The organism is Paracoccus yibinensis, from assembly GCF_030846195.1.
Lineage (GTDB): Bacteria > Pseudomonadota > Alphaproteobacteria > Rhodobacterales > Rhodobacteraceae > Paracoccus > Paracoccus yibinensis.
Genome location: NZ_JAVCWH010000002.1, coordinates 32,096 through 56,091, shown reverse-complemented (window position 1 = coordinate 56,091; position 23,996 = coordinate 32,096). Strand labels below are relative to the sequence as shown.

At 68.0% G+C, this 23,996-nt stretch carries 23 protein-coding genes and 2 pseudogenes; 12 read left to right on the top strand and 13 right to left on the bottom strand.

Annotated elements, in window-relative coordinates; translation table 11 throughout:
• Positions 1–54: 54 nt before the first annotated feature.
• Positions 55–708: a response regulator transcription factor gene (locus tag RAH32_RS03900; RefSeq protein ID WP_306605320.1), complete on the top strand. Its 654-nt coding sequence runs from the start codon at positions 55–57 to the stop codon at positions 706–708.
• On the top strand, positions 705–1,937 hold the full coding sequence (locus tag RAH32_RS03895) for a histidine kinase dimerization/phospho-acceptor domain-containing protein (protein ID WP_306605319.1): 1,233 nt from the start codon (positions 705–707) through the stop codon (positions 1,935–1,937). The genes RAH32_RS03900 and RAH32_RS03895 overlap by 4 nt, the downstream gene beginning before the upstream one ends.
• 13 nt (positions 1,938–1,950) lie before the next feature.
• Here RAH32_RS03895 and RAH32_RS03890 read toward each other — a convergent pair whose 3' ends face one another.
• The 13 genes and pseudogenes from RAH32_RS03890 to RAH32_RS03835 form a co-directional block, all read right to left on the bottom strand.
• The gene (locus RAH32_RS03890; RefSeq protein WP_306605317.1) at positions 1,951–2,490 is read right to left on the bottom strand and encodes a cytochrome b/b6 domain-containing protein; all 540 of its coding nucleotides are present in this window, start codon (positions 2,488–2,490) and stop codon (positions 1,951–1,953) included.
• Positions 2,483–2,746 (bottom strand): PepSY domain-containing protein, encoded by a 264-nt coding sequence (locus RAH32_RS03885; RefSeq protein WP_306605315.1) that lies wholly within the window; start codon positions 2,744–2,746, stop codon positions 2,483–2,485. The genes RAH32_RS03890 and RAH32_RS03885 overlap by 8 nt, the downstream gene beginning before the upstream one ends.
• Positions 2,747–2,823: 77 nt before the next feature.
• Positions 2,824–3,867 carry an NAD-dependent epimerase/dehydratase family protein gene (locus RAH32_RS03880; RefSeq protein ID WP_306605313.1) on the bottom strand — a complete coding sequence of 348 codons (1,044 nt, stop codon included), beginning with the start codon at positions 3,865–3,867 and terminating at the stop codon, positions 2,824–2,826.
• Complete coding sequence (locus tag RAH32_RS03875; protein ID WP_306605311.1) at positions 3,864–4,613, bottom strand: glycosyltransferase family 2 protein; 750 nt, start codon at positions 4,611–4,613, stop codon at positions 3,864–3,866. The genes RAH32_RS03880 and RAH32_RS03875 overlap by 4 nt, the downstream gene beginning before the upstream one ends.
• Positions 4,610–6,160, bottom strand: a complete 1,551-nt coding sequence (locus RAH32_RS03870) for an ArnT family glycosyltransferase (RefSeq protein WP_306605309.1) — start codon at positions 6,158–6,160, stop codon at positions 4,610–4,612. Before RAH32_RS03870 ends, RAH32_RS03875 begins: the two co-directional genes overlap by 4 nt.
• On the bottom strand, positions 6,157–6,432 hold the full coding sequence (locus RAH32_RS03865; protein WP_306605308.1) for a lipid-A-disaccharide synthase N-terminal domain-containing protein: 276 nt from the start codon (positions 6,430–6,432) through the stop codon (positions 6,157–6,159). The genes RAH32_RS03870 and RAH32_RS03865 overlap by 4 nt, the downstream gene beginning before the upstream one ends.
• A 100-nt stretch (positions 6,433–6,532) precedes the next feature.
• The gene (locus tag RAH32_RS03860) at positions 6,533–7,234 is read right to left on the bottom strand and encodes a VIT1/CCC1 transporter family protein (protein WP_306605307.1); all 702 of its coding nucleotides are present in this window, start codon (positions 7,232–7,234) and stop codon (positions 6,533–6,535) included.
• A complete protein-coding gene (locus RAH32_RS03855) occupies positions 7,231–9,120 on the bottom strand; it encodes a heavy metal translocating P-type ATPase (protein WP_306605306.1) in 1,890 nt (629 codons plus the stop codon). The genes RAH32_RS03860 and RAH32_RS03855 overlap by 4 nt, the downstream gene beginning before the upstream one ends.
• A pseudogene (locus tag RAH32_RS21490) lies at positions 9,117–9,583 on the bottom strand (FAD:protein FMN transferase). The gene RAH32_RS03855 and the pseudogene RAH32_RS21490 overlap by 4 nt, the downstream one beginning before the upstream one ends.
• Positions 9,584–9,638: 55 nt before the next feature.
• Positions 9,639–10,034 (bottom strand): annotated as a pseudogene (locus tag RAH32_RS21485) (FAD:protein FMN transferase); the annotation flags it as partial.
• A gap of 31 nt (positions 10,035–10,065) precedes the next feature.
• Entirely contained in the window at positions 10,066–10,545 is a 480-nt protein-coding gene (locus RAH32_RS03845; RefSeq protein WP_306605304.1) for a ferredoxin reductase domain-containing protein, read from the bottom strand.
• Positions 10,461–11,129: a flavodoxin domain-containing protein gene (locus RAH32_RS03840; RefSeq protein WP_306606539.1), complete on the bottom strand. Its 669-nt coding sequence runs from the start codon at positions 11,127–11,129 to the stop codon at positions 10,461–10,463. Before RAH32_RS03840 ends, RAH32_RS03845 begins: the two co-directional genes overlap by 85 nt.
• Before the next feature lie 405 nt (positions 11,130–11,534).
• Positions 11,535–12,245 carry a GntR family transcriptional regulator gene (locus tag RAH32_RS03835; RefSeq protein ID WP_306605302.1) on the bottom strand — a complete coding sequence of 237 codons (711 nt, stop codon included), beginning with the start codon at positions 12,243–12,245 and terminating at the stop codon, positions 11,535–11,537.
• Positions 12,246–12,384: 139 nt separating this feature from the next.
• On the opposite strand from RAH32_RS03835, the gene araD reads away from it, so the two are divergent.
• The 10 genes from araD to RAH32_RS03785 all read left to right on the top strand — a co-directional run bounded on the left by araD (position 12,385) and on the right by RAH32_RS03785 (position 23,993).
• On the top strand, positions 12,385–14,121 hold the full coding sequence (gene araD / locus RAH32_RS03830; RefSeq protein WP_306605300.1) for an L-arabinonate dehydratase: 1,737 nt from the start codon (positions 12,385–12,387) through the stop codon (positions 14,119–14,121).
• A 7-nt stretch (positions 14,122–14,128) separates the two neighbouring features.
• Positions 14,129–14,854, top strand: coding sequence for a ribonuclease activity regulator RraA (locus RAH32_RS03825; protein WP_306605298.1), 726 nt, complete (start codon positions 14,129–14,131; stop codon positions 14,852–14,854).
• Positions 14,855–14,907: 53 nt separating this feature from the next.
• The gene (locus RAH32_RS03820; protein WP_306605296.1) at positions 14,908–16,422 is read left to right on the top strand and encodes an aldehyde dehydrogenase (NADP(+)); all 1,515 of its coding nucleotides are present in this window, start codon (positions 14,908–14,910) and stop codon (positions 16,420–16,422) included.
• A 14-nt stretch (positions 16,423–16,436) separates the two neighbouring features.
• On the top strand, positions 16,437–17,339 hold the full coding sequence (locus tag RAH32_RS03815) for a 5-dehydro-4-deoxyglucarate dehydratase (RefSeq protein ID WP_306606537.1): 903 nt from the start codon (positions 16,437–16,439) through the stop codon (positions 17,337–17,339).
• Complete coding sequence (locus RAH32_RS03810; protein ID WP_306605294.1) at positions 17,336–18,232, top strand: dihydrodipicolinate synthase family protein; 897 nt, start codon at positions 17,336–17,338, stop codon at positions 18,230–18,232. Before RAH32_RS03815 ends, RAH32_RS03810 begins: the two co-directional genes overlap by 4 nt.
• 71 nt (positions 18,233–18,303) lie before the next feature.
• Positions 18,304–19,815 (top strand): ABC transporter substrate-binding protein, encoded by a 1,512-nt coding sequence (locus RAH32_RS03805; protein ID WP_306605292.1) that lies wholly within the window; start codon positions 18,304–18,306, stop codon positions 19,813–19,815.
• A gap of 51 nt (positions 19,816–19,866) precedes the next feature.
• Entirely contained in the window at positions 19,867–20,931 is a 1,065-nt protein-coding gene (locus tag RAH32_RS03800) for an Ldh family oxidoreductase (protein ID WP_306605290.1), read from the top strand.
• 68 nt (positions 20,932–20,999) lie between these two features.
• The gene (locus tag RAH32_RS03795) at positions 21,000–21,968 is read left to right on the top strand and encodes a Bug family tripartite tricarboxylate transporter substrate binding protein (protein ID WP_306605288.1); all 969 of its coding nucleotides are present in this window, start codon (positions 21,000–21,002) and stop codon (positions 21,966–21,968) included.
• Between the two features lie 57 nt (positions 21,969–22,025).
• Positions 22,026–22,484, top strand: a complete 459-nt coding sequence (locus RAH32_RS03790; RefSeq protein WP_306605286.1) for a tripartite tricarboxylate transporter TctB family protein — start codon at positions 22,026–22,028, stop codon at positions 22,482–22,484.
• A gap of 3 nt (positions 22,485–22,487) precedes the next feature.
• Positions 22,488–23,993: a tripartite tricarboxylate transporter permease gene (locus tag RAH32_RS03785; RefSeq protein ID WP_306605284.1), complete on the top strand. Its 1,506-nt coding sequence runs from the start codon at positions 22,488–22,490 to the stop codon at positions 23,991–23,993.
• Positions 23,994–23,996: the final 3 nt, after the last annotated feature.

Genomic DNA, 23,996 nt, shown 5'->3' with positions numbered 1-23,996 from the left:
CGTTGATCCGGGGGCCGCTTCCCGGCATGTGTGGCCCATCATCATGGGGGCATCATGCGGGTCCTGCTTGTCGAGGATGAGGCCGATATCGCCGATGCGCTGCTGCGCTTCCTGCGCGCCCAGGGTCATGCGGTGGATCATGCCGCCGACCTGGACACGGCACGGACCGCGATCGCCGTGGCGGATCATGGCGCGATCCTGCTGGATCTGGCGCTGCCGGACGGCTCGGGGCTGGACCTGCTGCGCGACCTGCGCCGGGGCGGCAACAGGGTGCCGGTGCTGATCGCCACCGCGCGGGACCGGATCTCGGACCGCATCGCGGGACTGGACGCGGGCGCCGACGACTATGTGGTCAAGCCCTATGACCTGGCCGAGGTCGAAGCGCGGCTGCGCGCCCTTGCCCGCCGCGCGTCCGGCGATCCGGCACCGGAAAGCAGGGTCGGCGCGCTGACGGTGGACCGGGCCGGCGCGCGGATGTTCCGCGACGGGCATGAGATCCGCCTGACCTCGCGCGAATGGGCGCTGTTCGACGCGCTGCTGTCGGCGCGTGGGCGCGTATTGTCCAAGCAGGCGCTGGAGGAGCGGCTCTATGCCTTCGACAACGCGATCGAGGGCAACGCGGTCGAGGTCTATGTTTCCCGCCTGCGTACCAAGCTGGGCGCGGACGCGATCCAGACCCGCCGCGGCCTGGGATACCTGATCCCGTGAGCCGCCCCTGGTCCCTGCGCGGCAGGCTGGTGCGCCGGGTCGTGCTGGGCGCAAGTCTTGCCTGGATTGCGGGCGTGGGGCTTGCCGCCCTGGTGATCGCGCACGAGATGTCGGAGCTGATGGACGAGACGCTGGAAGGCTCGGCACGCTTTTCATTGGATCTTTATCGCGGGACCGAGGATGTCGAAGCACTGACCCGATCCACCGGCACCGTCCGCATCATCGAGGGCGGCCTGGAAAGGGCCAGCGCCCCCTGGCCGCCGCTGTCGCAGGACGGCGGCCAGGACGTTCCCGGCTGGCGGGTCTTCCGCCTGACGGATCCGCAGTCGCAGGTCGTGGTCGAGGTGGGGCAAAGCGACGAATGGCGCCGCGACGAGCTGCTGGAAAGCCTGGGTGGGCTGGTGGCGCTGATGCTGCCGGTGCTGCTGGCCGCGCTTGTCGCCGTTCGCGGTGCCGTTGCTTCAGCCTTGCAGCCGGCGACGCGGTTTGCCCAAGTGCTAAGGAACCGGTCGGCGCAGGATCTGTCGCCGGTCGAGGAAGATCAGTTGCCAACTGAGTTGGCGCCAATCCCGCAGGCGCTGAACACCTATCTGGACGACATCCGCGCCCGCATCGAGGCCGAGCGGCAGTTTGCCACCAATGCCGCGCATGAGTTGCGGACGCCGGTCGCCGCAGCCTCAGGGCAGGCGCAACTGATCGCGGCGGGCCTGGCGGACGCCTCCGCGCCTGAACGCCTGACCGGTGCGCTCGGCCGGATGAGCAACCTGATCGACCGGCTGTTGCACCTGTCGCGGGCCGAGGCGGGGGCTGCGGGACGCGGTCCGTCCGATCTGGTGCGGGTGGCGCGGATGGTGGCGGCCGATCTGGACAGGCCGGTGCTGGTTGATGATGGCGAGATCGAGGCGCTGCCGGTTCCGGCCGATCCCGATGCCCTGGCATTGATTCTGCGCAACCTGCTGCGCAATGCGGCCGACCATGGCACCGGCACGCCGCGCATTGTTCTGTCGCCCGCGCCGGCCCTGACAATCAGCAATGCCGTTCCGCCGGGGGCAAGCTTCCGGCACGGGATGTTCGACAAATCCGCCGCCTCAACGGGCGCGGGGCTTGGCCTTGCCATCGTCACCCGTGTCGCGCAGGCGCAGGGGATCGCAGTGGATTACGCCATTGCCGATGGCACCGCGTCGGTAACCGTGCGCTTTCCGCCGGGACCGGGGACCCCGGCGGCGTGATGGTATGTGGGTGTCAAGGGTGGTCCTTCGCGGCCAGCGGCCGCTTGGTGCCGGTCAGCATCGACAGGACCAGGTTCTCGCGGTGGCGCAGGCTTTCCACCACCACACCCGCCACATGCAGCGCGGCAAGCACCAGGATCAGCGTCGCCAGAACCTCGTGGACTTCCTCCATCGCCTCCGATCCCCAGAAGGCGTCGGTGGTCTGAAGCCAGCCGGTCAGGGCGGTCCCGGACACGGCCAGCAGCAGCGCCACGATCATCGCCCCACCCGCCGGGTTGTGACCCAGATAGCGCGGCTCGCGGCCCGCACGCAGCGCATGCAGATAGGCCAGGACGGCCCGCGGTCCGCGCACGAAGTCGCCGAAGCGGGCATGGCGGGGGCCGACGAACCCCCAGACCAGCCGCGCGGCGATCAGGCCCGCGATGGCATATCCCATCCGTTCATGCCACAGCTTCGGCCCGTCCGAGGTGAGCCAGGTGCCGGCGATCAGCGCGGCCAGCGACCAGTGGAACAGCCGAACGAAGCCGTCCCAGACCCGGACCCTGTCAGTCATCTGAGCCCTTCGCCTCGAAGGTGGCGGGGTCGAAGAAGATCTCGACCTTCTCGCCTTTCTCGTCCTTGCCATAGACCTCGTAGCAGCCATCCTCGGTCTTGACGTTGCTGATGGTCCAGCCCTTGGCGGTCAGGTCGGCCTTCAGCTCCTCGACCGGGCGCCAGTCCGCCTCCGGCACGGTGCAGCGGTCCTCGGCCAGGGCCGGCAGGGCGGCGGCGATCATCAGGGTGGCGGCGGGAAGCAGGGTGAAACGCATGAAAAGGTCTCCTTTGGCAGTGTTTCGATGCCATCCTTCAAGCAGGCGAAGCTTGCGGAAAGCTTACGGGGGCAGGCCTATTGATGCAGCAGAACCCGCTTGTCCCGGGGTCCGGGAAGGGCTGCCGGGTAGTGGCTGGCAAACCAGTCGACATAGCGCGCCAGTGCCAGGGCCAGGGGCGTCTGCTGGCGGGGTCCGATCAAGCGTTCCAAAAGTGTGGTGTCCGCCCAAGTCGCCTCGACATCGCCGGGCTGCATCGGCAGCAGCTGCAATCGCCCCGTGCGCCCGGTGGCGGCTTCCAGCGCCTCGATGAAGTCCATCAGCGGGATCGGCCTGCCATTGCCGATATTGACGACGCGGAACGGCGCCACGCTCGACAGGCTGTCGCCCTTCACCGGTATCGCGGGATGATGCGGGACCATGTCGATCAGCGCGCGGATCGCCTCGACCAGGTCATCGATATAGGTGAAGTCGCGCTGCAACCGGCCGTGGTTGAAGAGCCGGATCGGCCGATCCTCGAACAGGGCCGAGGTGAACAGGAACGGTGCCATGTCAGGCCGCCCCCAGGGACCATAGACGGTGAAGAAGCGCAGCATCGTGACCGGCAGGCCATAGAGCGCGGCATAGGAATGGGCCATCGTCTCGGATGCCTTCTTGGTCGCGGCATAGAAGGACAGCGGCTGGTCGGTCCGGTCGGTTTCCCTGTGCGGCATCCGGTCGCTGCCTCCATAAACCGAACTGCTGGAGGCCATCAGCAGATGATCGGGCGGAAAGGCCCGTGCCGCTTCCAAGACCTGGAACGTGCCGGCCAAGTTGGCCGAGGCATAGCTGCCCGGCGCCTCGATCGAATGGCGCACGCCGGCCTGGGCTGCCAGATGGACCACCACGCGGGGTCGGTGGCTGGCCATGATATCTGCCAGCAGGCCCGGAGCCTCGATCCCGCCGCGCAGGGACAGGTAGTTCGGATGGGCGATCAGTTGCGCCTCGCGCGCAGCCTTCAGGGCCGGATCGTAATAAGGGTTGTGGTCGTCCACCCCGATGACGCGGGCGCCTTCGGCCAGCAGGCGGCGTGTCAGGTGAAAGCCGATGAACCCTGCGGCCCCGGTGATCAGGACGGTCATGCCGCACCCCGCATGTCCTGGGCCGGCCGTGACAGCTCTTGCGCCTGTGTCAAGCGACGGCGGCGTATCAGCCAGGCCGCGCCCAGCAGGTCCACGATGCCGACCAGGGCGCGTTGCAGGTTGCCATAATTGGACCGGCCGAAGGCGCGGGGGGCGTGGGTGACGGGTATGGTCACGACCTCGAGCCCTTCTCGCGCGATCATGGCGGGCATGAAGCGGTGAATGTGGTCGAAAAAGGGCAGCGCCAGGTAAACCTCGCGCGGGAAGGCCTTCAGCCCGCAGCCGCTGTCCTGCACCCCGTCGCGCAGCAGCCCCGCACGGATGCGGTTTGCAAGGCGCGAGGCCAGCCGCCGCGTCCAGCGGTCGCGCCGCCCGACCCGCTGGCCCTGCACCAGCCCAAGCATGGGGATGCCCTGCCGGAAGGGCGCCAGAAGGGCGGGCAGGTTTTCGGGCGGGTTCTGGCCGTCCGCGTCCAGTGTGGCGATCAGGGCGCCTCGCGCGGCCAGCACGCCGCTGCGGATCGCGGCGGACTGCCCGCAGGAGCGGTTGTGGCAGATCACCCGAAGCTGCGGCAATTCCGCCTGCAACCCCGCCAGTTCCTGCGGCGTCCGGTCAGTCGAGGCGTCGTTGACCACGATGATCTCGTGCGCATGGTCCTGCAGAACGGCGGCGATGGCGCGCAACAGGGGGGCGATGTTGCCAGCTTCGTTCTTGGCCGGAAGGACAACGGAAACGTCAGGCGTCATGGCGCGACCTCTTCTGAACGGTAAAGGCTGTATGTGCCGCCGCGATAGGGCAGCGCGGCGACGGGAATCATGCCTGGGATCGCCAGGCCGGCCCGGTCCAGAAGCAGGCCATCGGGGTGGGCTTGCCGCCAGGCCGCCACGGCTTCTGGACCCGCCAGCCGGGCCACGGGATTGCGCAGCCGGCCCGCGAAGTTCAGTTGGGCGTGATAGGTGCCGTCGGTGACGGCAATTCCCGGACGATCAAAGGGCGAAACCGCCTGGCCAAGCGCCGTCATGTCGTAGCGCGCAAACAGAAGCGGGCTCAGTGCCAGATGCAGCCCGATCATCAGCGCCAGGGGCAGCGCGGCTAGGGCGACGGGCGCCGACCGCAGCCGCAGGAAACCGACAATGCCGACAAGCAGGCAAGCGGAGCCCAGGACCAGGGACCACAGAGGCAAGGGGTCGTCCAGCTTCCTGGGCGCAGGGATCAGCCCGGTCGCGGCGGCCCCGAAGCCCGCCAGGGCGGCCAACAGCGGCAGCGCCAGCCACAGGTCGCGGCGTCGCCATTTGCGCGTGGGAAGTCCGCCCGCCATCAACAGTGCCAAGGCCGGCATCTCGGGCAGCAGATAATGGGCCTGCTTGCCGCTGATGAGCGAGAAGGCCGCCAGGGCACCCCCCGCCCACAAGGCGACAAGCTGCGTCCCCCTGTCGGCGAGCAGACGGCGTGGCCGCAGCGCGGCAAAGCCCGACCAGGTCCAGCCGAAGGGCCAGATCATCAGCGGCAGCAGCGCCAGGAAGAACCACCACGGCTTCTGGTGGGCGAACGAGGCCACCATGCGCCCGCCGCTTTGACGCCAAAGAACCTCGGTCCGGTAGTCCGCGCCTCCCAGGATCAGCGCAGGGACAAGCCACAGCCCCACCAGCAGAAGCGCCACCAGCAGCGCCAGCCCGAGGCCCGTGGCCCAGACGCGCCCGGACGGACGCGCGGCACCGGCCCAGACCGGCATGGCCAACGCCGCAGGCAGCACGTGCAGCAGGATCACCGGCCCCTTGGCATAAACCCCGAAGGCGACCGCTGCGCCAAGCGCCGCCCAAGCCGCGCGCCTGGGGCGCTGCGCCGCCGACCACAGTGCCAGCATGGACAGCAGCGTGGCGCAGGTCAGCATCGCGTCGAACATCGTGGCCGAGCCGAACAGCAGCCAGACAGGCGATACCGCCAGGATCAGCGCCGCCCCACCTGCGCGGGCAGGCTGATTCGGCCAAAGCCGTCGCGCCAGCAGCCCCGTTAGCGCGACGGAAGCCGCCGCGAAGGTCGGTCCGATCAGCCGGGCGGGAAACTCGGCGATGCCGTCCAAGGCCCAGACCAGATTGATCAGCCAGAACAGCAGCGGCGGCTTGTGACCATACAGTGCGCCGTTCAGATGCGGCACCCAGGGAGATCCGCCAATCCGCATCTCCCATGCTGCGGCCATGTAGCGCGTCTCGTCGACAGGCATCAGTGGCCGCAGCAGGATCAGCGTCAGGGCCGTCAGCGTGAACAGCAGCGTGGCCGAAAGGACGGGCCTCATGCGGCGGCAGCCCGGCGGTGCTGCCGGATCAGCATCAGGTTGCGCAAGTAGACGACAAGGCCCAGCCCCTGTCCCAGCACAAAGACCGGATCACCCCGCCAGAGCGCATAGCTGAGAAGGGTCGCTCCGCCTGCCAGCGAGAACCACCAGAAGGCCAGCGGCACGACGCTTTGGCGCAGTCGCTCGCTGGCCAGCCACTGGACGATGAAACGTGCGCTGAACAGCGCCTGCCCCAGAAAGCCGATGCCGATCCAGACCGTCTGCGTTGTCATATGCCATGCCGTTCGCCGCCCTTTGGCTGGAACTGGCATCGCAACCTTGCGCGCAGCTTACAGCATGGGTGCAGCCGCCACGAAATCCCAGCCCGAGCAGTTACCCGACCGTGACGCCGAACAGCATTCCCACGATGGCCGTGGCGCCCATGGCAAGGACGCCCCACAGCGTCACCCGCATCGCGCCACGAAGGATGCCCGCGCCGCCTGCGGAAGCGCCGAGGCCACCCAGCACGGCAAGGGCCAGCAGCGTCGCGACACCCACGAACACGACGGTCTGCGCGGGCGGCGCCAGCAGCGCCACGATCAGCGGCACCACCGCGCCCGCCGCGAAGGTCAGGGCCGAGATGACAGCCGCCTGCACCGGATGCGAGGTGACCGTTTCGGAAATCCCCAGCTCGTCGCGTGCATGGGCGCCAAGCGCGTCATGCGCCGTCAGCTGCACCGCCACCCGCTGGGCAAGGTCGCGCGTCAGACCGCGCTCCTCATAGATCCGGGTCAGTTCCTCAAGCTCCGCCTCGGGCATCTCGGCCAGTTCCCTGTGTTCCTTGTCAAGATCGGCGCTCTCGGCATCAGTCTGCGAACTGACCGAGACATATTCGCCTGCGGCCATCGACATGGCGCCCGCGACCAGTCCGGCCAACCCGGCAATCAGCACCTCGGTCCGGCCGGTTCCGGCGGCGGCCACGCCCACCACCAGGCTGGATGTGGAGAGGATCCCGTCATTGGCCCCCAGCACCGCGGCGCGCAGCCAGCCAATGCGGTGAACCATGTGGATTTCCGAATGGGACAGGCGGCTCATGCAAAGACTCCTTCCTGGTGCGGTTCATCGGCCGGGTGGGCCATGCGGGCCTGGGCAGGTCGGATACGCAGGGCGCGCAGGGCGTTGAGGATGACGGCCACGTCGATGGCTTCCTGGATCAGGGCGCCCTGAACGGGGGTCAGGTGGCCCAGGGCGGCGGCGGTCATGCCCAGGACCGACAGGCCGATGCCCGCCACCACGCTTTCAAGCGCGATGCGGCGCGAGCGGCGCGCGATCTCGATCCCGGGGCCGATGCGATCCAGGCGGTCCACCAGCAGGACCACGTCGGCGGCCTCGGCACTGGCGGCGGCGCCGCGCGCGCCCATGGCCACGCCGACGTCGGCCGCGGCCAGGGCCGGGGCGTCGTTGACGCCGTCGCCCACCATCATCACCGGGCCGTTCTTGTGTTCGGTCAGGACCAGAAGGACCTTTTCGTCGGGCGTCAGGCCCGCGCGGATGCCGTCGAGACCCAGGCCTTCGGTCACGCGTCGGGCGACCTCGGCCCGGTCGCCGGTGGCAAGCAGGATCCGTTCGATCCCCTGACGGCGAAGGCCCGCCAGCATGTCGCCCGCGCCGTCGCGCAAGGGGTCCGACATCACCAGATGCCCCGCCATCCGGCCGTCGACCGCCACCGCCACCATGACCGATCCGGCGGCCATGTCCGGCTGTTGGCCCGCATGGCCCACGCGCCCGGCGACGAAGCCATGGCCCCCCACGACGACCTGCCGGCCCTCGACCAGGGCGGTCACGCCCTCGCCCGGGATTTCGGCCGCGTCGCGGGGAACTGGCAGGGTCATCCCGCGGGCCTTGGCCGCCATGACGATGGCCTGGGCGACGGGGTGCTTGGTTGCCTGGTCGGCCGCTGCCGCAAGGCGCAGGATGTCGTCCCCGGTCATGCCCTCTGCAGGGTCGATGCTTACGATCCGGGGTCGTCCGTCGGTCAGCGTACCGGTCTTGTCGAGGATCAGCGTGCGGGTGCGGGCCATCGCCTCCAGCGGCTTGGCGCCCTTGACCAGCACGCCGAAATGGGCGGCACGCGACAGGCCTGCGACCAGGGCCACGGGCACGGCCAGGATCAGCGGGCAGGGGGTGGCCACGACCAGCACGGCCACCGCACGGATCGGATCGCCCGTGAACCACCAGGCCGCCCCCGCAATCAGCAGCGTCACGGCCAGAAACGCCAGCGACCAGCGATCGGCCAGCCGGGCCATGGGCGCGCGGGACCGCTGCGCCTGTTCGACCAGGCGGACGATGCCGGCATAGGTGCTGTCGCGGGCCTCGTGCGTGGCGATCAGGTCGAAGGCGTCGCCTGCATTGGTGGACCCGCTCATCGCCTCGGCGCCTTCACCAAGGCGGACGGGCAGGGACTCGCCCGTCAGCGCCGAAGTGTCGAGGAAGGCCGTGGCCGAGGCGACATGCCCATCCACCGGCACCACGTCGCCCTGGCGGATCAGCAGGCGGTCGCCGGGGCGGATGTCGTCCAGGGCCACATCCTCCAGGCCGCCATTGCGGTGGCGGGTGGCGGTGCGGGGCACACGGGACAGCAGGTCGCGCATCTCGCGCCGGGCGCGGCCCTCGGCAAAACTTTCCAGGAAGGTGCCGCCTGAATACATCACCGCGACGACGGCGGCAGCCAGCGTTTCGCCAAAGACCAGGGCCGCCGACATCGACAGCGCCGCCACGATGTCGAGGCCGACCTCGCCCCGCGCCAGGCTGCGCAGGATCTCGGCCAGCAGGGCGGCCAGGATCGGCAGGACGCCCGCAGCCCAGGTCAGCCCCGCAAGATCGGCACGCCCTCCCAGCTGCAGGACAAGACCCGCTGCCAGTCCGGCAAGGGCAAAGACCAGAAGGCCCGTCTTCAACAGATCCGTTCGCTTGTAAGTCACGCCCGTCCCCCAGCCGCTGCCGTGGCATCGCTTCCAAAGAGGCGCCCAACAGCCCGCGTCTGCAAGCCCTCCTTACCATCGCGCAGAAGAAACAGCGGGTCGAGGTCGTGATCTGCCGCAAGCGCAGCCCCCGCCGAAAAGCCTGCCGCCACCAGCGCGGTCGCCCAGGCGTCGGCCGGGGCGCAGGTCGGCGCCACCACGGTGACCGATGCGGGCGGTGCGGCAAGCGGCGCGCTTTTCCGCGGGTCCACCGTGTGCGACAGGCGGCCCTGCACCGTGACCCCGTGGCGATAGTCGCCCGAGGTCGCCACCGCGCCGTCCTGAAGCATGGGGACGGAGTGCGGGGTGCGGCGGTCTGGATCGGGTGCCTCGACCGCGATGGTCCATGCCGATCCCACCGCAGGCCCAGGGCGCGCATCTCTCCGTCGATGCCCACCAGCCCATCGGCAATCTCGTGGTGCACCAGCACCCTGGCCAGGCAGTCCACGCCATATCCCTTGGCGATCGTTCAGGTCGAGGGCGGTGGGTGTCGTCTTCCGCACCGCATCGCCATTGATCTCCAGCACCTCATGGGCAGGCCTGCGGGATCTGACAAGGGCAGCGCGCATCGCTTCCGGGTCGGCAGCATCAGGCCCAAGGCCCCAGGCGCGCACCGCATCGCCCATGCCGATGTCGAAGGCACCCGCCGAGGCGCGGGCGATCTGAAGCCCGAGCGTCAGGACGCGGGCGAAATCAGGCGGCACCTTCACCCATTGTCCCGCCGGCGCCCGGTTCAGGCGCATCAGGTCGCTGTCCGGTTTCCAGGCGGACATCCGGCCATCGGCCATGTCGACCCCCTGCTGAAGCGCCATCCGCAGCGGTGCCGGATCAAGCCCGGGCGGGACATGGGACAGGGCCGACCACCGGGTTCCCATGGTCGGGCCGTTCAGGGCAGGGCGGACCGGATCAGAAGACATCTTCGACATAGCGTCCTTCGGCGTTCAGCATGGCCGGCGTCAGACCCGCCGGCGCGAGAATGTCGTCAAGCGCGCGGGACACCCCTTCCGCCTTTGCTCGGCCGCCGCAGACCATGATGCGCGCGCCCTTGCGGACCGTCTCGGCCACCTGCTCGGCTTCGTCTCGCAGGGCATCCTGGACGTAACGCGGCTTCTCTCCGCGCGAGGTGGCGGTGGACAGGCGCGTCAGCCGCCCTTCAGCCTGCCGGCGGGCCAGATCGTCGCGGTAGAGGAAATCGCCGTCGGGGTGGCGCAAGCTAAAGAACAGATCCAGCGGGCAGCGACGGGCATTGGCGGGGATGAAGCCCGCCAGCGGCCAAATGCCGGTGCCCGCGCCGACCAGGATCAGCGGCGTTCTGTCCTTGCATGCCTGAAAGCGGTCGTTGCGCCGCAGAAAGGCCCGCACGCTGTCGCCGGGTTCAAGCGCCATGAGCTGCCCCCGAACACAGGCCGCGCGGGTGTTTCCTGGCCCACGATCTCCACGAAGCCGTCGCTTGCGCCCGAAGCCAGCGAATAGAGGCGCGGCACCGCCGATCCCTCGGGCAGGATGCCCAGAAGATCGCCTGCCTGGAACCGTGCCAGCCCTTTGCCTGTCAGCCGCTGCCGAAGGGTGGTCCCGGGCAGGGCAAAGCGCAAGATGGCTGTGGCGGCTTGCACCTCTGCCCCATAGTCGCGGCGCGACAGCAGGGACAGCCTCTGTGTGACCGGTGTTGCGGGCTCGTGCGAAAGCTCGAGCGGTATGCCGATGGCCGCGCCCGGCGTCCGCCCCCAGCGGGCAAAATCCTGCGGGGATTGCCTGTCAACCGTGTCCAGCGGCAACAGCGCGGCCCAGCGCCTTGCGTGCGCGGCAGCATCGACCTGAAGGGCGAAGGCGCAGAAAGCGGTAAAGCTGCGGTCGCCGAAGCCCAGCACGGCTACAGGTGCGGCGGGGGCTGCAGGCAGTTGCGCCAGCCGGTCGAGGAACCCTTTTGCCGAAGCCGGGGCATCACCTTCGCCATGGGTCGCCGCAAGGATCAGGAACCGTTCGGCCCCGGCATGGCGGGCGGGATCGAATCCCCCATGGATGTCACATGCACCGACTGGCCCGCCGCGCGCAGCCCGTTGGCCAGCCGCTAGGTGTGCATTCCAGATACTGGTGCTGCCCTTCGCTTCCAGTCAGTTTTCCCCAAGCGGCGGCCATGACGTCTGCCCCCCTCGTTCCGGCACAAGGCGAAATATAGCCTGCCTTGGGTGTCGTGCAGCGCGTCCAAGCACCGCCAGATGGCTTTCTCCGACACGCCGAACGCCCGGACGTCCCAGGCGCGACAAAGCATTCGACCAGAAGTTGACCACCGCTCCGCACGTTTTGCTCCTGGTAACCTGCAACTGCTTCGCCAATGGGCTGCGATCTTCCGTTCTGCCGACGATGGAACAGCAGGCCTAGCCGAAATACTGGGGAAACTCCTCGCGCAAGGTTTCAACCTTGGACACCGTCTGGCTGAGATGGTCGCGGATTGCGGCGATTGCCGCGTCGGGATCGCCAGAGGCGATCCCTTCGACAATGGCATGGTGACCGGACAGAATATTCAGCACCTTCCCCTGTTCCGGCAGGTGCAGGCGCCGAATTCGCTCCAGATGGCCGGACCGTTCACGCACGAGGTGGTGCAGCCCAGACTGCCCTAGTCCCGCGAACAGAGTCTGGTGGAACAGCTCGTCCAGTTCCTGGAAGACCGCGATCTGGCTGGCATCCTCGGCAATTGCTTCCTGCATGCGGATGATGGACCGGGCGCGGGTCAGGGTGTCCTTGTTCGCCTCGGTCGTCAGCCTGCGGCAGACCTCGGTTTCCAGGGCGACACGCAGGAAATGCGCCTCGTAGGTCTGCGGCACGTCGATGCGCGTCACCACCGTCTTCGACTGGGGAAAGATGTGGACCAGGCCTTCCTGCTTCAGCAGTTGAAGGGCCTCGCGGATCGGGGTCTGGCTGACACCGTAGGTCTCAGTAAGGTCGGTCCGCGACAGCGTGGTGTCGGGCGGCAACTCCAGTGTGATGATCCGCTTGCGCAGGCTTTCGTAGACGCGCTGCACCGTGCCCCCGCCCGCATGAACCTGCATGGCGGGAAGCCCGAAACTGTCTGCAAGCGATACGGCCATGACGCTCTCCTTCAACCTGGACGAACCTAGGATTTGGCGGGTCCGACAACAACAGGAATAGTGCTATTGATATACCTGGCAAACTGAAATATTAGTATGTTTGAGACGCGCTGAATGATTCCGGCGTGGAGGAGGGATCATGACGACAAGAAAAACAGCTGATGATCTTCGGTCGGCCCGATGGTTCGCGCCCGACGACCTGCGCAGCTTCGGGCATCGCTCGCGGATGATGCAGCTGGGCTATGGCGAGGCGGATTTTCACGGAAAGCCGGTGATCGGCATCCTGAACACCTGGTCCGAGCTGAACACTTGCCATTCGCATTTTCGTGCGCGGGCCAAGGACGTGGCGCGCGGCGTGCTGCAGGTCGGCGGGCTGCCGGTCGAGATGCCTTCGCTGTCGGTCGACGAAAGCTTCACCAAGCCGACCTCGATGCTCTATCGCAACATGCTGGCGATGGAGACCGAGGAGATGATCCGCTCGCATCCGCTGGACGGCGTGGTGCTGATGGGCGGCTGCGACAAGACCACGCCGGGTCTGGTCATGGGCGCGATCAGCGCGGGCGTGCCGATGATCTATCTGCCCGCCGGGCCGATGCTGCGCGGCAACTATGCCGGGCGCATCCTGGGGTCGGGGTCGGATGCCTGGAAATACTGGGACGAACGGCGCGCGGGCAACATCACCGACCAGGAATGGATCGGGCTTCAGGGCGGCATCGCGCGCTCGGCCGGGGTCTGCATGACCATGGGCACCGCGTCCACCATGACCGCCATCGCGGATGCCATGGGGATCACGCTGCCGGGGGCGTCATCCATCCCGGCGGTCGATGCCAACCACCAGCGCATGGGCGCCGAATGCGGCCGCCGCATCGTCGAGATGGTGTGGGAGGATCTGACCCCCGACCGGATCATCACCGAGGGCGCGGTCAGGAACGCCGCCATCGTCGCCATGGCCACGGGCTGTTCCACCAACGCGGTCGTCCACCTGATCGCCATGGCGCGCCGCGCGGGCATCGCCCTGACGCTGGACGACCTGGACGCGCTTGGCCGCACGACGCCGCTGATCGCCAATGTCCGCCCCTCGGGCAAGGACTACCTGATGGAGGACTTCTATTACGCGGGCGGGTTGCGCGCGCTGATGAAGCAGATCGAGGATCGGCTGGATTGCGGCGCGTTGACCGTGACCGGCAAGACCATGGGCGAGAACCTGGAAGGTGCCGTCGTCTACAACGACGATGTCATCCGGCCCTTGTCGAACCCTGTCTATCACGAAGGCTCGCTGGCGGTGCTGAAGGGGAACCTGTGTCCCTCGGGCGCGGTCATCAAGCCCGCCGCCTGCGACCCGCGCTTCCATGTCCACGAAGGCCCGGCCCTGGTCTTCGACAGCTATCCCGAGATGAAGGCCGCCGTGGACGACGAGACGCTGGAGATCACCCCCGATCACGTCATGGTCCTGCGCAACGCGGGGCCGCAGGGCGGGCCGGGTTTCCCGGAATGGGGGATGCTGCCGATCCCCAAGGCGCTGATCAAGCAGGGTTATCGCGACATGCTGCGGATTTCCGACGCGCGCATGTCGGGCACCTCCTATGGCGCCTGCATCCTGCATGTCGCGCCCGAAAGCTTTGTCGGCGGTCCCCTGGCGCTGCTGAAGACCGGCGACATCGTGCGGCTGGATCTGCCCAATCGCCGCCTGGACATGCTGGTCCCGGACGAGGAACTGGCTGCCCGCAAGGCCGCCTGGACGCCGCCCGAGCCCCGCTTCGAGCGCGGCTATGGCTGGATGTTCGAGCGTCACGTGACGCAGGCCGACCAGGGCTGCGACTTCGACTTCCTGCAAACCGACTTCGGCCGCTCGGCCGGCGAGCCCGACATCTTCTGAGGACATCATGGCCGAACACACCCTTTCGGACGAAACCCGCGCCAAGCTGAAGAAGGTCTCGACCGCGTCCATCGCCACCGCGCTCTACAAGCGGGGCCTGCGCAACCAGTTCATCCAGGGCGTCGTCCCGGTCGCGCCCAAGGATGAGAACATGGTCGGCCCGGCCTTCACCCTGCGCTACATCCCCGCGCGCGAGGACCGCAATCCGATCACCGTCTTCCGCAATGCCGACCATCCGCAGCGCGTCGCCATCGAGACCTGCCCGGCGGGGCATGTGCTGGTCATGGACGGGCGCAAGGATGCCCGCGCCGCGACGGCGGGGTCGATCCTGATCACGCGGCTGGCCCTGCGCGGGGCGGCGGGGGTCGTGACCGATGCCGGGATGCGCGACGCCGAGGGCATCGGCAAGCTGGACATGCCGGCCTATTTCGCCAAGTCCAGCGCGCCGACCAATCTGACCCTGCACGAGGCTTTGGACATCAACGTCCCGATTTCCTGCGGGGATGCGCCGGTCTTTCCGGGCGACATCATGGTGGGCGACAAGGATGGCGTGATGGTGATCCCCGCCCATCTGGCCGACGAGATCGCGGACGAATGCACCGGCATGGAAAGCTTCGAGGATTTCGTGCTGGAGCAGGTGCAGGACGGTGCGGCCATTATCGGCCTTTATCCCTGCACCAAGGAAGAAAACCAGAAGAAATACGAGGAATGGCGCGTCCGCACCGGCCGCTGACCCCTGAAGGCGGGCCGGGGCGTCCGGTCCGCGCCATGACGAAAGGATTTCCGATGACCTTCACCCCCCACGGCAAGCACCTGATCGCAGGCGAATGGGTCGGGACCGAGGCCCGCTTTCCCAACGAGCCCGCCTTTGGCCCTGTCCACGAGTTCAGCATGGGCACGGTCGAACTGGTCAACCGGGCAGCGCAAGCCGCCGAGGAGGCCTTCTGGTCCTATGGCCAGGCCAGCCGCGAGACGCGCGCGGCCTTTCTCGACGCCATCGCCGACGAGATCGAGGCGCGCGCCGAGGCCATCACGGAAATTGGGACTCAGGAAACTGGCTTGCCCGAGGCGCGGCTCAACGGCGAACGCGGCCGGACGACCGGCCAGTTGCGCCTATTTGCCGAGCATATCCGCAAGGGCGACTTCCTGGACCGCCGCCACGACCCCGCCATGCCGGACCGCCAACCGGCGCCGCGTCCCGACATCCGCATGGTGCAGCGGCCCATCGGCCCGGTCGCGGTCTTTGGCGCCTCTAACTTCCCGCTGGCCTTCTCGACCGCGGGCGGCGATACCGCCGCCGCGCTTGCCGCAGGCTGTCCGGTGGTGGTCAAGGGCCATTCCGCCCATCCCGGCACTGGCGAGATCGTGGCCGAGGCCGTCCATGCGGCCATCAAGACCTGCAACCTCCATCCCGGCGTTTATAGCCTGATCCAGGGCGGCCGCCGCGAGGTCGGCACCGCCCTGGTGCAGCACCCGCTGATCAAGGCCGTGGGCTTCACCGGCAGTCTCGCCGGGGGACGGGCGCTCTTCGACCTCTGCGCCGCACGGCCCGAGCCGATCCCCTTCTTCGGCGAGCTTGGCTCGGTCAACCCGATGTTCCTGCTGCCCCATGCCACCCACGCGCGGGCCGAGGATCTGGGCAAGGGGTGGGCCGCCAGCCTGACCATGGGCGCGGGCCAGTTCTGCACCAATCCGGGCATCGCGGTCGTGACCGAGGGCGCGGATGCCGACCGCTTCGTGGCCGCCGCCAAGGCCGGGCTGGAGGCCGTGGGTCCGCAGACCATGCTGACCGACGGCATCGCGCGGGCCTATCGCGAGGGCAAGGAGCGTTTCGAGACGCGCAACTCGGTCACGCCGGTGGTCTCCACCGACAGCCACGACCGTCAGGCCAGCCCGAACCTCTACGAGACCACGGCCGAGGCCTATCTCCAGGACCACGCGTTGGGCGAGGAGGTCTTCGGCCCCCTGGGCCTGGTGGTGCACGTGCGCGACACCGACGAGATGGTTCGCCTGGCGCGTGGCTTTGAGGGGCAACTGACCGCCACGATCCACATGGACCCCGCCGACCTGGCCGATGCGCAGGCGCTGCGCCCGGTGCTGGAGCGCAAGGCGGGCCGGGTGCTGGTCAACGGCTTTCCGACCGGGGTCGAGGTGGTGGACAGCATGGTCCATGGCGGGCCCTACCCGGCCAGCACGAACTTCGGCGCGACCTCGGTCGGAACCCTCTCGATCCGCCGCTTCCTGCGGCCGGTCGCTTTCCAGAACTTCCCCCAAGAACTCTTGCCCGAGGATCTGCAATGAAGGATGTCACCATGATCGCCCCCGACCACCTGCGCGACATCATCCGCACCGGCCTTCTGTCCTTCCCGGTCACACCCTTCGACGCGGAGGAGCGCTTCAATCCCAAGCCCTTTGCGGCGCATCTGGAATGGCTGTCCTCCTATCCCGTCGCCGGGCTGATCGTCGCGGGCGGCACCGGAGAGCTGTTCTCGCTGACCCCCGGCGAGGTGGTCGAGGTCGTCAGGACCGCGCGTCAGGTGGCGGGCGACCAGCCGGTGATCGCGGGCTGCGGCTATGGCACCCGCATCGCCTGCGACATGGCGCGCGAGATCGAGGCGGCTGGCGGCGACGGCATCCTTCTGCTGCCGCACTACCTGACCGAGGCGCCCGCCGACGGCATCGCCAACCGCATCCGCGCGGTCTGCAAGGCCACCAACATGGGCGTCATCGTCTATAACCGCGGCCAGGCGCGGGTCAGCGCGGAACAACTGGCGCAGCTGGCCGACGAATGCCCGAACCTGATCGGCTTCAAGGACGGCACCGGCGACATCGACACCGTGCGCCGCGTGACGGTGATGCTGGGCGACCGGCTGTCCTATATCGGCGGGATGCCCACGCACGAACTGTTCGCCCAGGCCTACAAGGGCGCGGGGATGCCGACCTATTCCTCCGCCGTGTTCAACTTCGTCCCGGAAACCGCGCTGAAGTTCCATGCCGCCTTTACCGCAGGCGATGACGCCACCTGCGAACGGATGCTGCGCGATTTCTACTATCCCTTCGCGAAGATCCGCGACCGCAAGGCGGGCTATGCGGTCTCGGCCATCAAGGCGGGCGTGCGCCTGCGCGGGTTTGACGCGGGGCATGTCCGCGCGCCCCTGACCGACCTGACCGAGGACGAGATGGGCATGATGCAGGCCCTGATCGACAGCGCCCGATGACGCTGCAATCGGCGCTGACCGGCATCTCGGGCATTCTGGTCACGCCCTTCGATGCCGACGACCGGATCGCCCCCGCGCGGCTGACACCCATCATCGACCGGGCGCTTGCGGCGGGGCTGCACATCCCGGTCGTGAACGGCAACACGGGCGAGTTCTACAGCCTGACCCTGGACGAGGCCGAGGCCATGTGCGCCGAGGTCTGCGGGATGGTCGGGGGCCGCGCGCCGGTCCTGGCCGGGGTCGGCCGGTCGGTGAAGGACGCCTGCCGTCTGGCCGCTGCGGCTGCCAGGGCAGGCGCGGCGGGGCTGATGGTCCATCAACCGCCCGACCCCTTCGCCGCGCCGCGCGGCGTGGTGGACTATGTCCGCCGCGTGGCCGATGCGGGTGGCGGGCTACCCTTGATGCTGTATCTGAGGAACGACGCCATCGGCACGGCGGCCATCGCCGACCTTTGCGCCATTCCCGGCGTGATCGGCGTCAAATGGGCCACGCCGAACCCCTTGAGGCTGGCCGAGGCCATTGCCGCCTGCGATCCCGGCATCATCTGGGTCGGCGGCCTGGCCGAGGTCTGGGCGCCCGCGCTTTATGCAGTCGGCGCGCGGGGCTTCACCTCGGGCCTCATCAACATCTGGCCGGAACGGTCGCTGGCGATCCATGCCGCGCTGGAGGCGGGCGATTACGCCAGGGCACGCGACCTGATCGCCGGAATGGCCGCCTTCGAGGAGGTCCGCGCGCAGGAACTGAACGGCACCAACGTCACCGGCGTCAAGGCCGCGTTGCAAGCCATGGGCCAGGACTGCGGCCCGACCCGCCCGCCCGCCGCCTGGCCGCTGACGGACGCGCAGCAGCGCAAGATGGAAGGCTTCCTCAAGGAAAACGGACTTCTGCACTGACCACCCGTCCCGGCGGGAGGCCGGGCGGCAATCAAAGCCCGGCGCCGCCGGACAAAAGGGGAGGAAAACAGATGAAGATCAAGGCAGCATTGTTCCTGTCGGGCGCCGTCCTGGCCGGTGGCATGGCCCATGCCCAGGACGCCAGCCGCGACGTGACGGTGGTCCTGTCGGAAACCGTCAGCGTGGTCGAACCCTGCATGGCCGCGCGCCAGGACGTGGGGCGCGTCATCTCGGAAAACGTCAACGAGATGCTGATCGAGTTCGACTATGTGAACGGCGGGCTGAAGCCGCGCCTGGCGACCGAATGGAGCCAGGTCGATGACGACACCTGGGAGTTCAAGTTGCGCCCCGGCGTGAAATGGCACGACGGCAGCGCCTTCACCGCCAAGGACGTGCAGTTCAGCATCGAGCGGAACAAGAACGCCGACCTGTCCTGCGAAACCGGCGGCAAGTATTTCGGCGGCATGGCGTTCAGCTTCGAATCCCCCGATGACACCACCATCCGCATCACCACCAATCCGCCCCAGCCGATCCTGCCCCTGCTGATGTCGGTGATGCCGGTGCAGTCCGCCGCGACCACGCCCGCAGCCGAGTTCGACCGCAAGCCGAACGGCACCGGGCCTTATGTCTTCAGCGACTGGCAGAACGGGCAGTCGATCACGCTGACCCGCAATCCCGATTACTGGGGCGACCAGCCGCAGGTCGAGAAGGCCACCTATCTGTTCCGGTCCGACAGCGCCGTGGCGGCCGCCATGGTGGAAACGGGCGAGGCCGACATCGTGCCCTCGATCGCGCTTCAGGACGCCAACAACCCGGAAACGGATTTTTCCTATCCGAACTCGGAAACCACATCGCTGCGGATCGACACGCGGACCGAACCCACCAGCGACCGCCGCATCCGCGAGGCGCTGAACCTGGCCGTGGACCGCGAGGCGATGATCGGCACGTTGTTCCCGGCGGATGCGCAGATCGCCACGCATCTGGTGGTGCCGACCACCATCGGCCACAATCCCGACATCCCCGCCTGGCCCTATGACCCCAACCGCGCCCGCGAGCTGGTCGAGGAAGCCAAGGCCGACGGCGTCAACGTCGAGGCGCCCATCCGCATCATCGGCCGCAACGGGATGTATCCCAACGGCACCGAGACGATGGAGGCGATGATGGCGATGTTCCAGGACATCGGCCTGAACGTCGCGCTGGACAGCTATGACGTGTCGGTGTGGAACAACTATTTCGTGTCGCCCTTCGTGGCCGATGCGGGGGCCACGCTGACGCAGTCGCAGCACGACAATGCCACCGGCGATCCGGTCTTCACGGCCCATGTGAAATACGCGTCCGACGGCGCGCATTCCATGGTCCGCGACCCCGAGGTGGACCGCCTGATCGCCGCCGCCAGCGCCGCCACGGGCGAGGAACGCACCAAGCTGTGGCAGGAACTGTTCACCCGCGTGAACACCGAGATCATCGCCGATGTGCCGATGTTCCACATGGTGGGCTTCACCCGCGTCTCGCCGCGGCTGGACTTCAAGCCGACCATCGCCACGAACTCGGAACTGCAGTTGCAGCAGATCCGGTTCAAGTAAGCGGCAGCCGGGCCGGGACAGCCCGGCCCACCCCCTTGAAAGGACATGCCGATGCCGCGATACGACCGCGACGAGTTGCTGCGCTACGCCGAGGCCCTGCTGACCCGCGCCGGGATGGAGGCCGACAAGGCCACCGTCACCGCCGCCGTCCTGGTGGAAGGGGACATGATCGGCCATGAAACCCATGGCCTGCAACTGATGCACTGGTATCTGGAATGCCTGGGCGACGGCAGCCTGAACGGCACCGGCAGTTATGAGGTCGTGGCCGACAAGGGCGCGGGCTTCGTCTGGGACGGCCGCCTGCTGCCCGGCGCCTGGCTGCTGGTGCAGGCGCTGGACCAGGCGATGGAGCGGGTGCGCGACCACGGCATCGTCGGCGCGGCGATCCGCAACTGCCATCACACCTGCGCGCTGTCGGCCTATATGCGGCGGGCGACGGACCGGGGGATGATCGTGCAACTGTCGGTGTCGAACCCGGCGGCGCGGCGGATGGCGCCTTATGGCGGCACCGAAGCCATCCTGACGCCGAACCCGCTGGCGATGGGCTTTCCGACCTCGGGCGATCCGATCCTGGTGGACGTGTCGTCATCCATCACCACGACCACCATGACCCAGCTTCTGGCCAAAAGGGGCGAGCGTTATCCCGAGCCCTGGGGCCTGACCGCCGGGGGCCAGCCCACCGACGACCCGCGCGAGATCACCGAGCGCGGCGGCACGATGATGCCGCTTGGCGGCACGTCGAAGGGGCACAAGGGCTACGGCCTGGCGCTGATCGTCGATCTGCTGGGGCAGGGCCTGTCGGGCAAGGGCCGCGCGAACACCGACGCCCCCGGCCCGCTGGCGCAAAGCGCCTTTCTTCAGGTCATCGACCCGGATTTCTTTGCCGGGCTGGAGGCCTTTACCGAACAATCCGACTGGCTGGCCAATGCCTGCCGCAGCAATCCGGCCGCGCCCTGGAACAAGGGCGCGGTGCGGGTGCCGGGCGACGCGGCCTCGGCCAGGCGCCGCGAGGCGCTGGAACAGGGCGTGCCGGTGGCGCAGGGCGATTGGGACCGGATGGCGAAACATGCCGAACGGCTGGGCGTGGTGCCCCCCGAGGCATCTGCGACGTATTGACACACTAATATTTCAGTTATAGGCGTAAACGGAGTGGTGGCAGGAAAGCCGCCAAGGGAGGAGAAAACATGTTCATGAGATTCGTCGCGGCTGCATCCTGCGCCGCAGTCCTGGGCAGCGCGGCGCTTGCGCAGGATTATCCCAGCGACAACGTCACGGTGATCGTGCCCTTCGCGCCGGGCGGGGCCAGCGACACGACCGCGCGCACCGTCACCCAGGCGATGCAGGCCGATTTCGGCCAGCCGCTGGTGGTGGAAAACAAGCCGGGCGCGAACGGCGCCGTGGGCGCCGCCGAACTGGCGCGCGCCAAGCCCGATGGCTACACGATCATGGTGGCCTCGATCGGCACCTATGGCATCAACCCGGCGCTGCGCGCCGACCTGCCCTATGACCCGCGCGAGGACATGGAGATGCTGACGGTCGCCGTTCGCACCCCCAATGTCCTGGTCACGCGCCCGACCCTGGAGGTGAAATCGGCCGAGGAGCTTATCGCGATGCTGAAGGAGCAGCCCGACACGATGCTGTTCGCATCGTCGGGCGTGGGGTCCTCGGACCATCTGACAGCGGAGCTGTTCTGGCAGCAGACCGGCACCAGCGGCATCCACGTCCCCTATAGCGGCGGCGGACCGGCCCAGACCGACATCATCGGCGGCCATGCCGACGTGTCCTTCCAGAACCTGGGCGCAGTGGCCGGTTTCGTGCGCGAGGGCCAGATGAAGATGCTGGCCATCGCGGCCGCCGAACGCTCGCCCGATTTCCCGGACGTGCCGACCTTCAAGGAACTGGGCATCGAGGGGATGGAGGTCTATTCCTGGCAGGCCTTCGGCGCGCCCAAGGGGCTGGACCCGGCGGTCAAGGAAACGCTGGTGGGGGCAATCCACGGCGCGCTGGAAAAGCCCGAGGTGCAGGAAACCTTCAAGAACCTGGGCTTCGAGGTTCTGGCGAACACCCCGGCCGAGGCCGACGCCTTTGTCGCCGATGAGATCGCCCGCTGGAGCGAAGTCGTCAAGGCCGGCAACATCACCCCCGAAGAGTGATGCCCAATGCGCGCCCCGGCATGGGCGCGCATCTTTTTTTGCAAAAGGGTAGATGCGATGCAGGGACACCGCACGAAGGACTTCTGGGCGGGCGCCATCTATCTGGCGCTTGGCTTGGCGACCGTCATCCTGGCGCGCGACCTGACGCTGGGCAGCGCCGCGCGGATGGGTCCGGGCTATTTCCCGACCGTGCTTGGCGGGCTGCTGGCCGTGATCGGGGCGGTGTCGCTGCTGCGCGGGTTGCTGCGGCCCGGCGAGCTGGTCGGGCGGATCCACCTGAAGCCCATGATCCTGGTGATCGGCGCGACCCTGTTCTTCGCGCTTGCGCTGGACGCTCTCGGCCTGGCCGTGGCGCTGCCCGCCGCGATGTTCATCGCCGCGACCGCCAGCAAGCGGTTTCGCCTGGCGCCGGTGCCGCTGCTGGGCCTTGTGGGTTTCACGATCTTCTGCGTGCTGGTCTTCGTGCGCGGGCTGGACGTGCCCTTGCCGATGTTCGGCACTTTGTTCGGAGGCTGAGCCATGGAAATCCTCGGCGACCTGTGGCTCGGCGTCCAGACGGCTTTCTCCTTCTGGAACCTGACCTATTGCCTTCTGGGGGTGTTCCTGGGCACCGCCATCGGCGTGCTGCCGGGGCTTGGCCCTACGGCGACGGTGGCGATGCTGCTGCCCGTGACCTTCGGCCTGTCGCCGGAAACGGCGATCATCATGCTGGCCGGCATCTTTTATGGCGCGCAATACGGCGGATCGACCACGGCGATCCTGGTGAACCTGCCGGGCGAAAGCTCCAGCGTGGTCACGGCCATCGACGGCTACCAGATGGCGCGGCAGGGGCAGGCGGGCAAGGCGCTTGCGACCGCCGCCATCGGGTCCTTCATCGCGGGCTCCATTGCCACGGTGCTGATCGCCTTTTTCGCGCCGCTGTTGTCCAGTGTCGCGCTGGCCTTCGGGCCGCATGAATATTTCGCGCTGATGGTGCTGGGGCTTGCGGCCTCGGTCGTGTTGGCCAGCGGGTCGCTGCTGCATGCGGTCGGCATGATCCTGTTCGGGCTGATCCTGGGCCTGATCGGCACCGATGTGCAGACGGGCGCCATGCGCTTTACCTTCGGCAGCTTTGAACTGGCCGACGGCATCAGCTTCGTCGTGGTCGCCATGGGCGTCTTCGGCCTGGGCGAGATCCTGTCGAACCTGGAAAACGAAGCCGACCGGACGACCGTGCTGACCAAGGTCACGGGCCTGATGCCGACGCGGGCCGACCTGCGCGCCATGCTGGCCCCGGTCGGGCGCGGCACGGCCCTGGGATCGGTCCTGGGCATCCTGCCGGGCGGCGGGGCGATGCTGTCGTCCTTCGCCTCCTATGCGCTGGAAAAGAAGGTCTCGAAGACGCCGCAGCAGTTCGGCAAGGGCGCCCTGGCGGGCGTGGCGGGACCCGAGGCCGCGAACAACGCGGGCGCGCAGACCAGCTTCATCCCGATGCTGACGCTGGGGATCCCGTCGAACCCGGTGATGGCGCTGATGATCGGCGCGCTGATCATGCAGGGCATCCAGCCAGGGCCCTCGGTCATCCAGGACCAGCCGGTGCTGTTCTGGGGCCTGATCGTGTCCATGTGGGTCGGCAACCTGATGCTTTTGGTGCTGAACCTGCCGCTGATCGGGATCTGGGTGAAGATGATCTCGATCCCCTATGGCTATCTGTTCCCCTGCATTGTCGCCTTCTGCCTGATCGGCGTCTTCAGCCTGGCGAATTCCACCTTCGACATCTGGCTGATGGGCCTGTTCGGGGTCGCGGGATACATCCTGCGCAAGCTGGATTGCGAGCCCGCGCCGCTGCTGTTGGGCTTTGTCCTGGGACCGATGCTGGAGGAACACCTGCGCCGGGCCATGCTGGTGTCGCGGGGAGACGTGACCTCGTTCTTCACCAGCCCGATCAGCGCGGTGCTGCTGCTGGTTGCGGCGCTGCTGATCGCCAGCGTCCTGGCGCCCGCGATCCGCGCCAAGCGCGAGGAAGCCTTCCAGGACGAGGACTGAGGA

Bases quoted from the DNA above. Each gene is read 5' to 3' on its own strand.
- RAH32_RS03900 (WP_306605320.1), top strand. From the start codon at position 55: ATGCGGGTCCTGCTTGTCGAGGATGAGGCCGATATCGCCGATGCGCTG.
- RAH32_RS03890 (WP_306605317.1), bottom strand. From the start codon at position 2,490: ATGACTGACAGGGTCCGGGTCTGGGACGGCTTCGTTCGGCTGTTCCAC.
- RAH32_RS03885 (WP_306605315.1), bottom strand. From the start codon at position 2,746: ATGCGTTTCACCCTGCTTCCCGCCGCCACCCTGATGATCGCCGCCGCC.
- RAH32_RS03880 (WP_306605313.1), bottom strand. From the start codon at position 3,867: ATGACCGTCCTGATCACCGGGGCCGCAGGGTTCATCGGCTTTCACCTG.
- RAH32_RS03875 (WP_306605311.1), bottom strand. From the start codon at position 4,613: ATGACGCCTGACGTTTCCGTTGTCCTTCCGGCCAAGAACGAAGCTGGC.
- RAH32_RS03870 (WP_306605309.1), bottom strand. From the start codon at position 6,160: ATGAGGCCCGTCCTTTCGGCCACGCTGCTGTTCACGCTGACGGCCCTG.
- RAH32_RS03865 (WP_306605308.1), bottom strand. From the start codon at position 6,432: ATGACAACGCAGACGGTCTGGATCGGCATCGGCTTTCTGGGGCAGGCG.
- RAH32_RS03860 (WP_306605307.1), bottom strand. From the start codon at position 7,234: ATGAGCCGCCTGTCCCATTCGGAAATCCACATGGTTCACCGCATTGGC.
- RAH32_RS03845 (WP_306605304.1), bottom strand. From the start codon at position 10,545: ATGGCGCTTGAACCCGGCGACAGCGTGCGGGCCTTTCTGCGGCGCAAC.
- RAH32_RS03835 (WP_306605302.1), bottom strand. From the start codon at position 12,245: ATGGCCGTATCGCTTGCAGACAGTTTCGGGCTTCCCGCCATGCAGGTT.
- araD (WP_306605300.1), top strand. From the start codon at position 12,385: ATGACGACAAGAAAAACAGCTGATGATCTTCGGTCGGCCCGATGGTTC.
- RAH32_RS03825 (WP_306605298.1), top strand. From the start codon at position 14,129: ATGGCCGAACACACCCTTTCGGACGAAACCCGCGCCAAGCTGAAGAAG.
- RAH32_RS03820 (WP_306605296.1), top strand. From the start codon at position 14,908: ATGACCTTCACCCCCCACGGCAAGCACCTGATCGCAGGCGAATGGGTC.
- RAH32_RS03810 (WP_306605294.1), top strand. From the start codon at position 17,336: ATGACGCTGCAATCGGCGCTGACCGGCATCTCGGGCATTCTGGTCACG.
- RAH32_RS03805 (WP_306605292.1), top strand. From the start codon at position 18,304: ATGAAGATCAAGGCAGCATTGTTCCTGTCGGGCGCCGTCCTGGCCGGT.
- RAH32_RS03800 (WP_306605290.1), top strand. From the start codon at position 19,867: ATGCCGCGATACGACCGCGACGAGTTGCTGCGCTACGCCGAGGCCCTG.
- RAH32_RS03795 (WP_306605288.1), top strand. From the start codon at position 21,000: ATGTTCATGAGATTCGTCGCGGCTGCATCCTGCGCCGCAGTCCTGGGC.
- RAH32_RS03790 (WP_306605286.1), top strand. From the start codon at position 22,026: ATGCAGGGACACCGCACGAAGGACTTCTGGGCGGGCGCCATCTATCTG.
- RAH32_RS03785 (WP_306605284.1), top strand. From the start codon at position 22,488: ATGGAAATCCTCGGCGACCTGTGGCTCGGCGTCCAGACGGCTTTCTCC.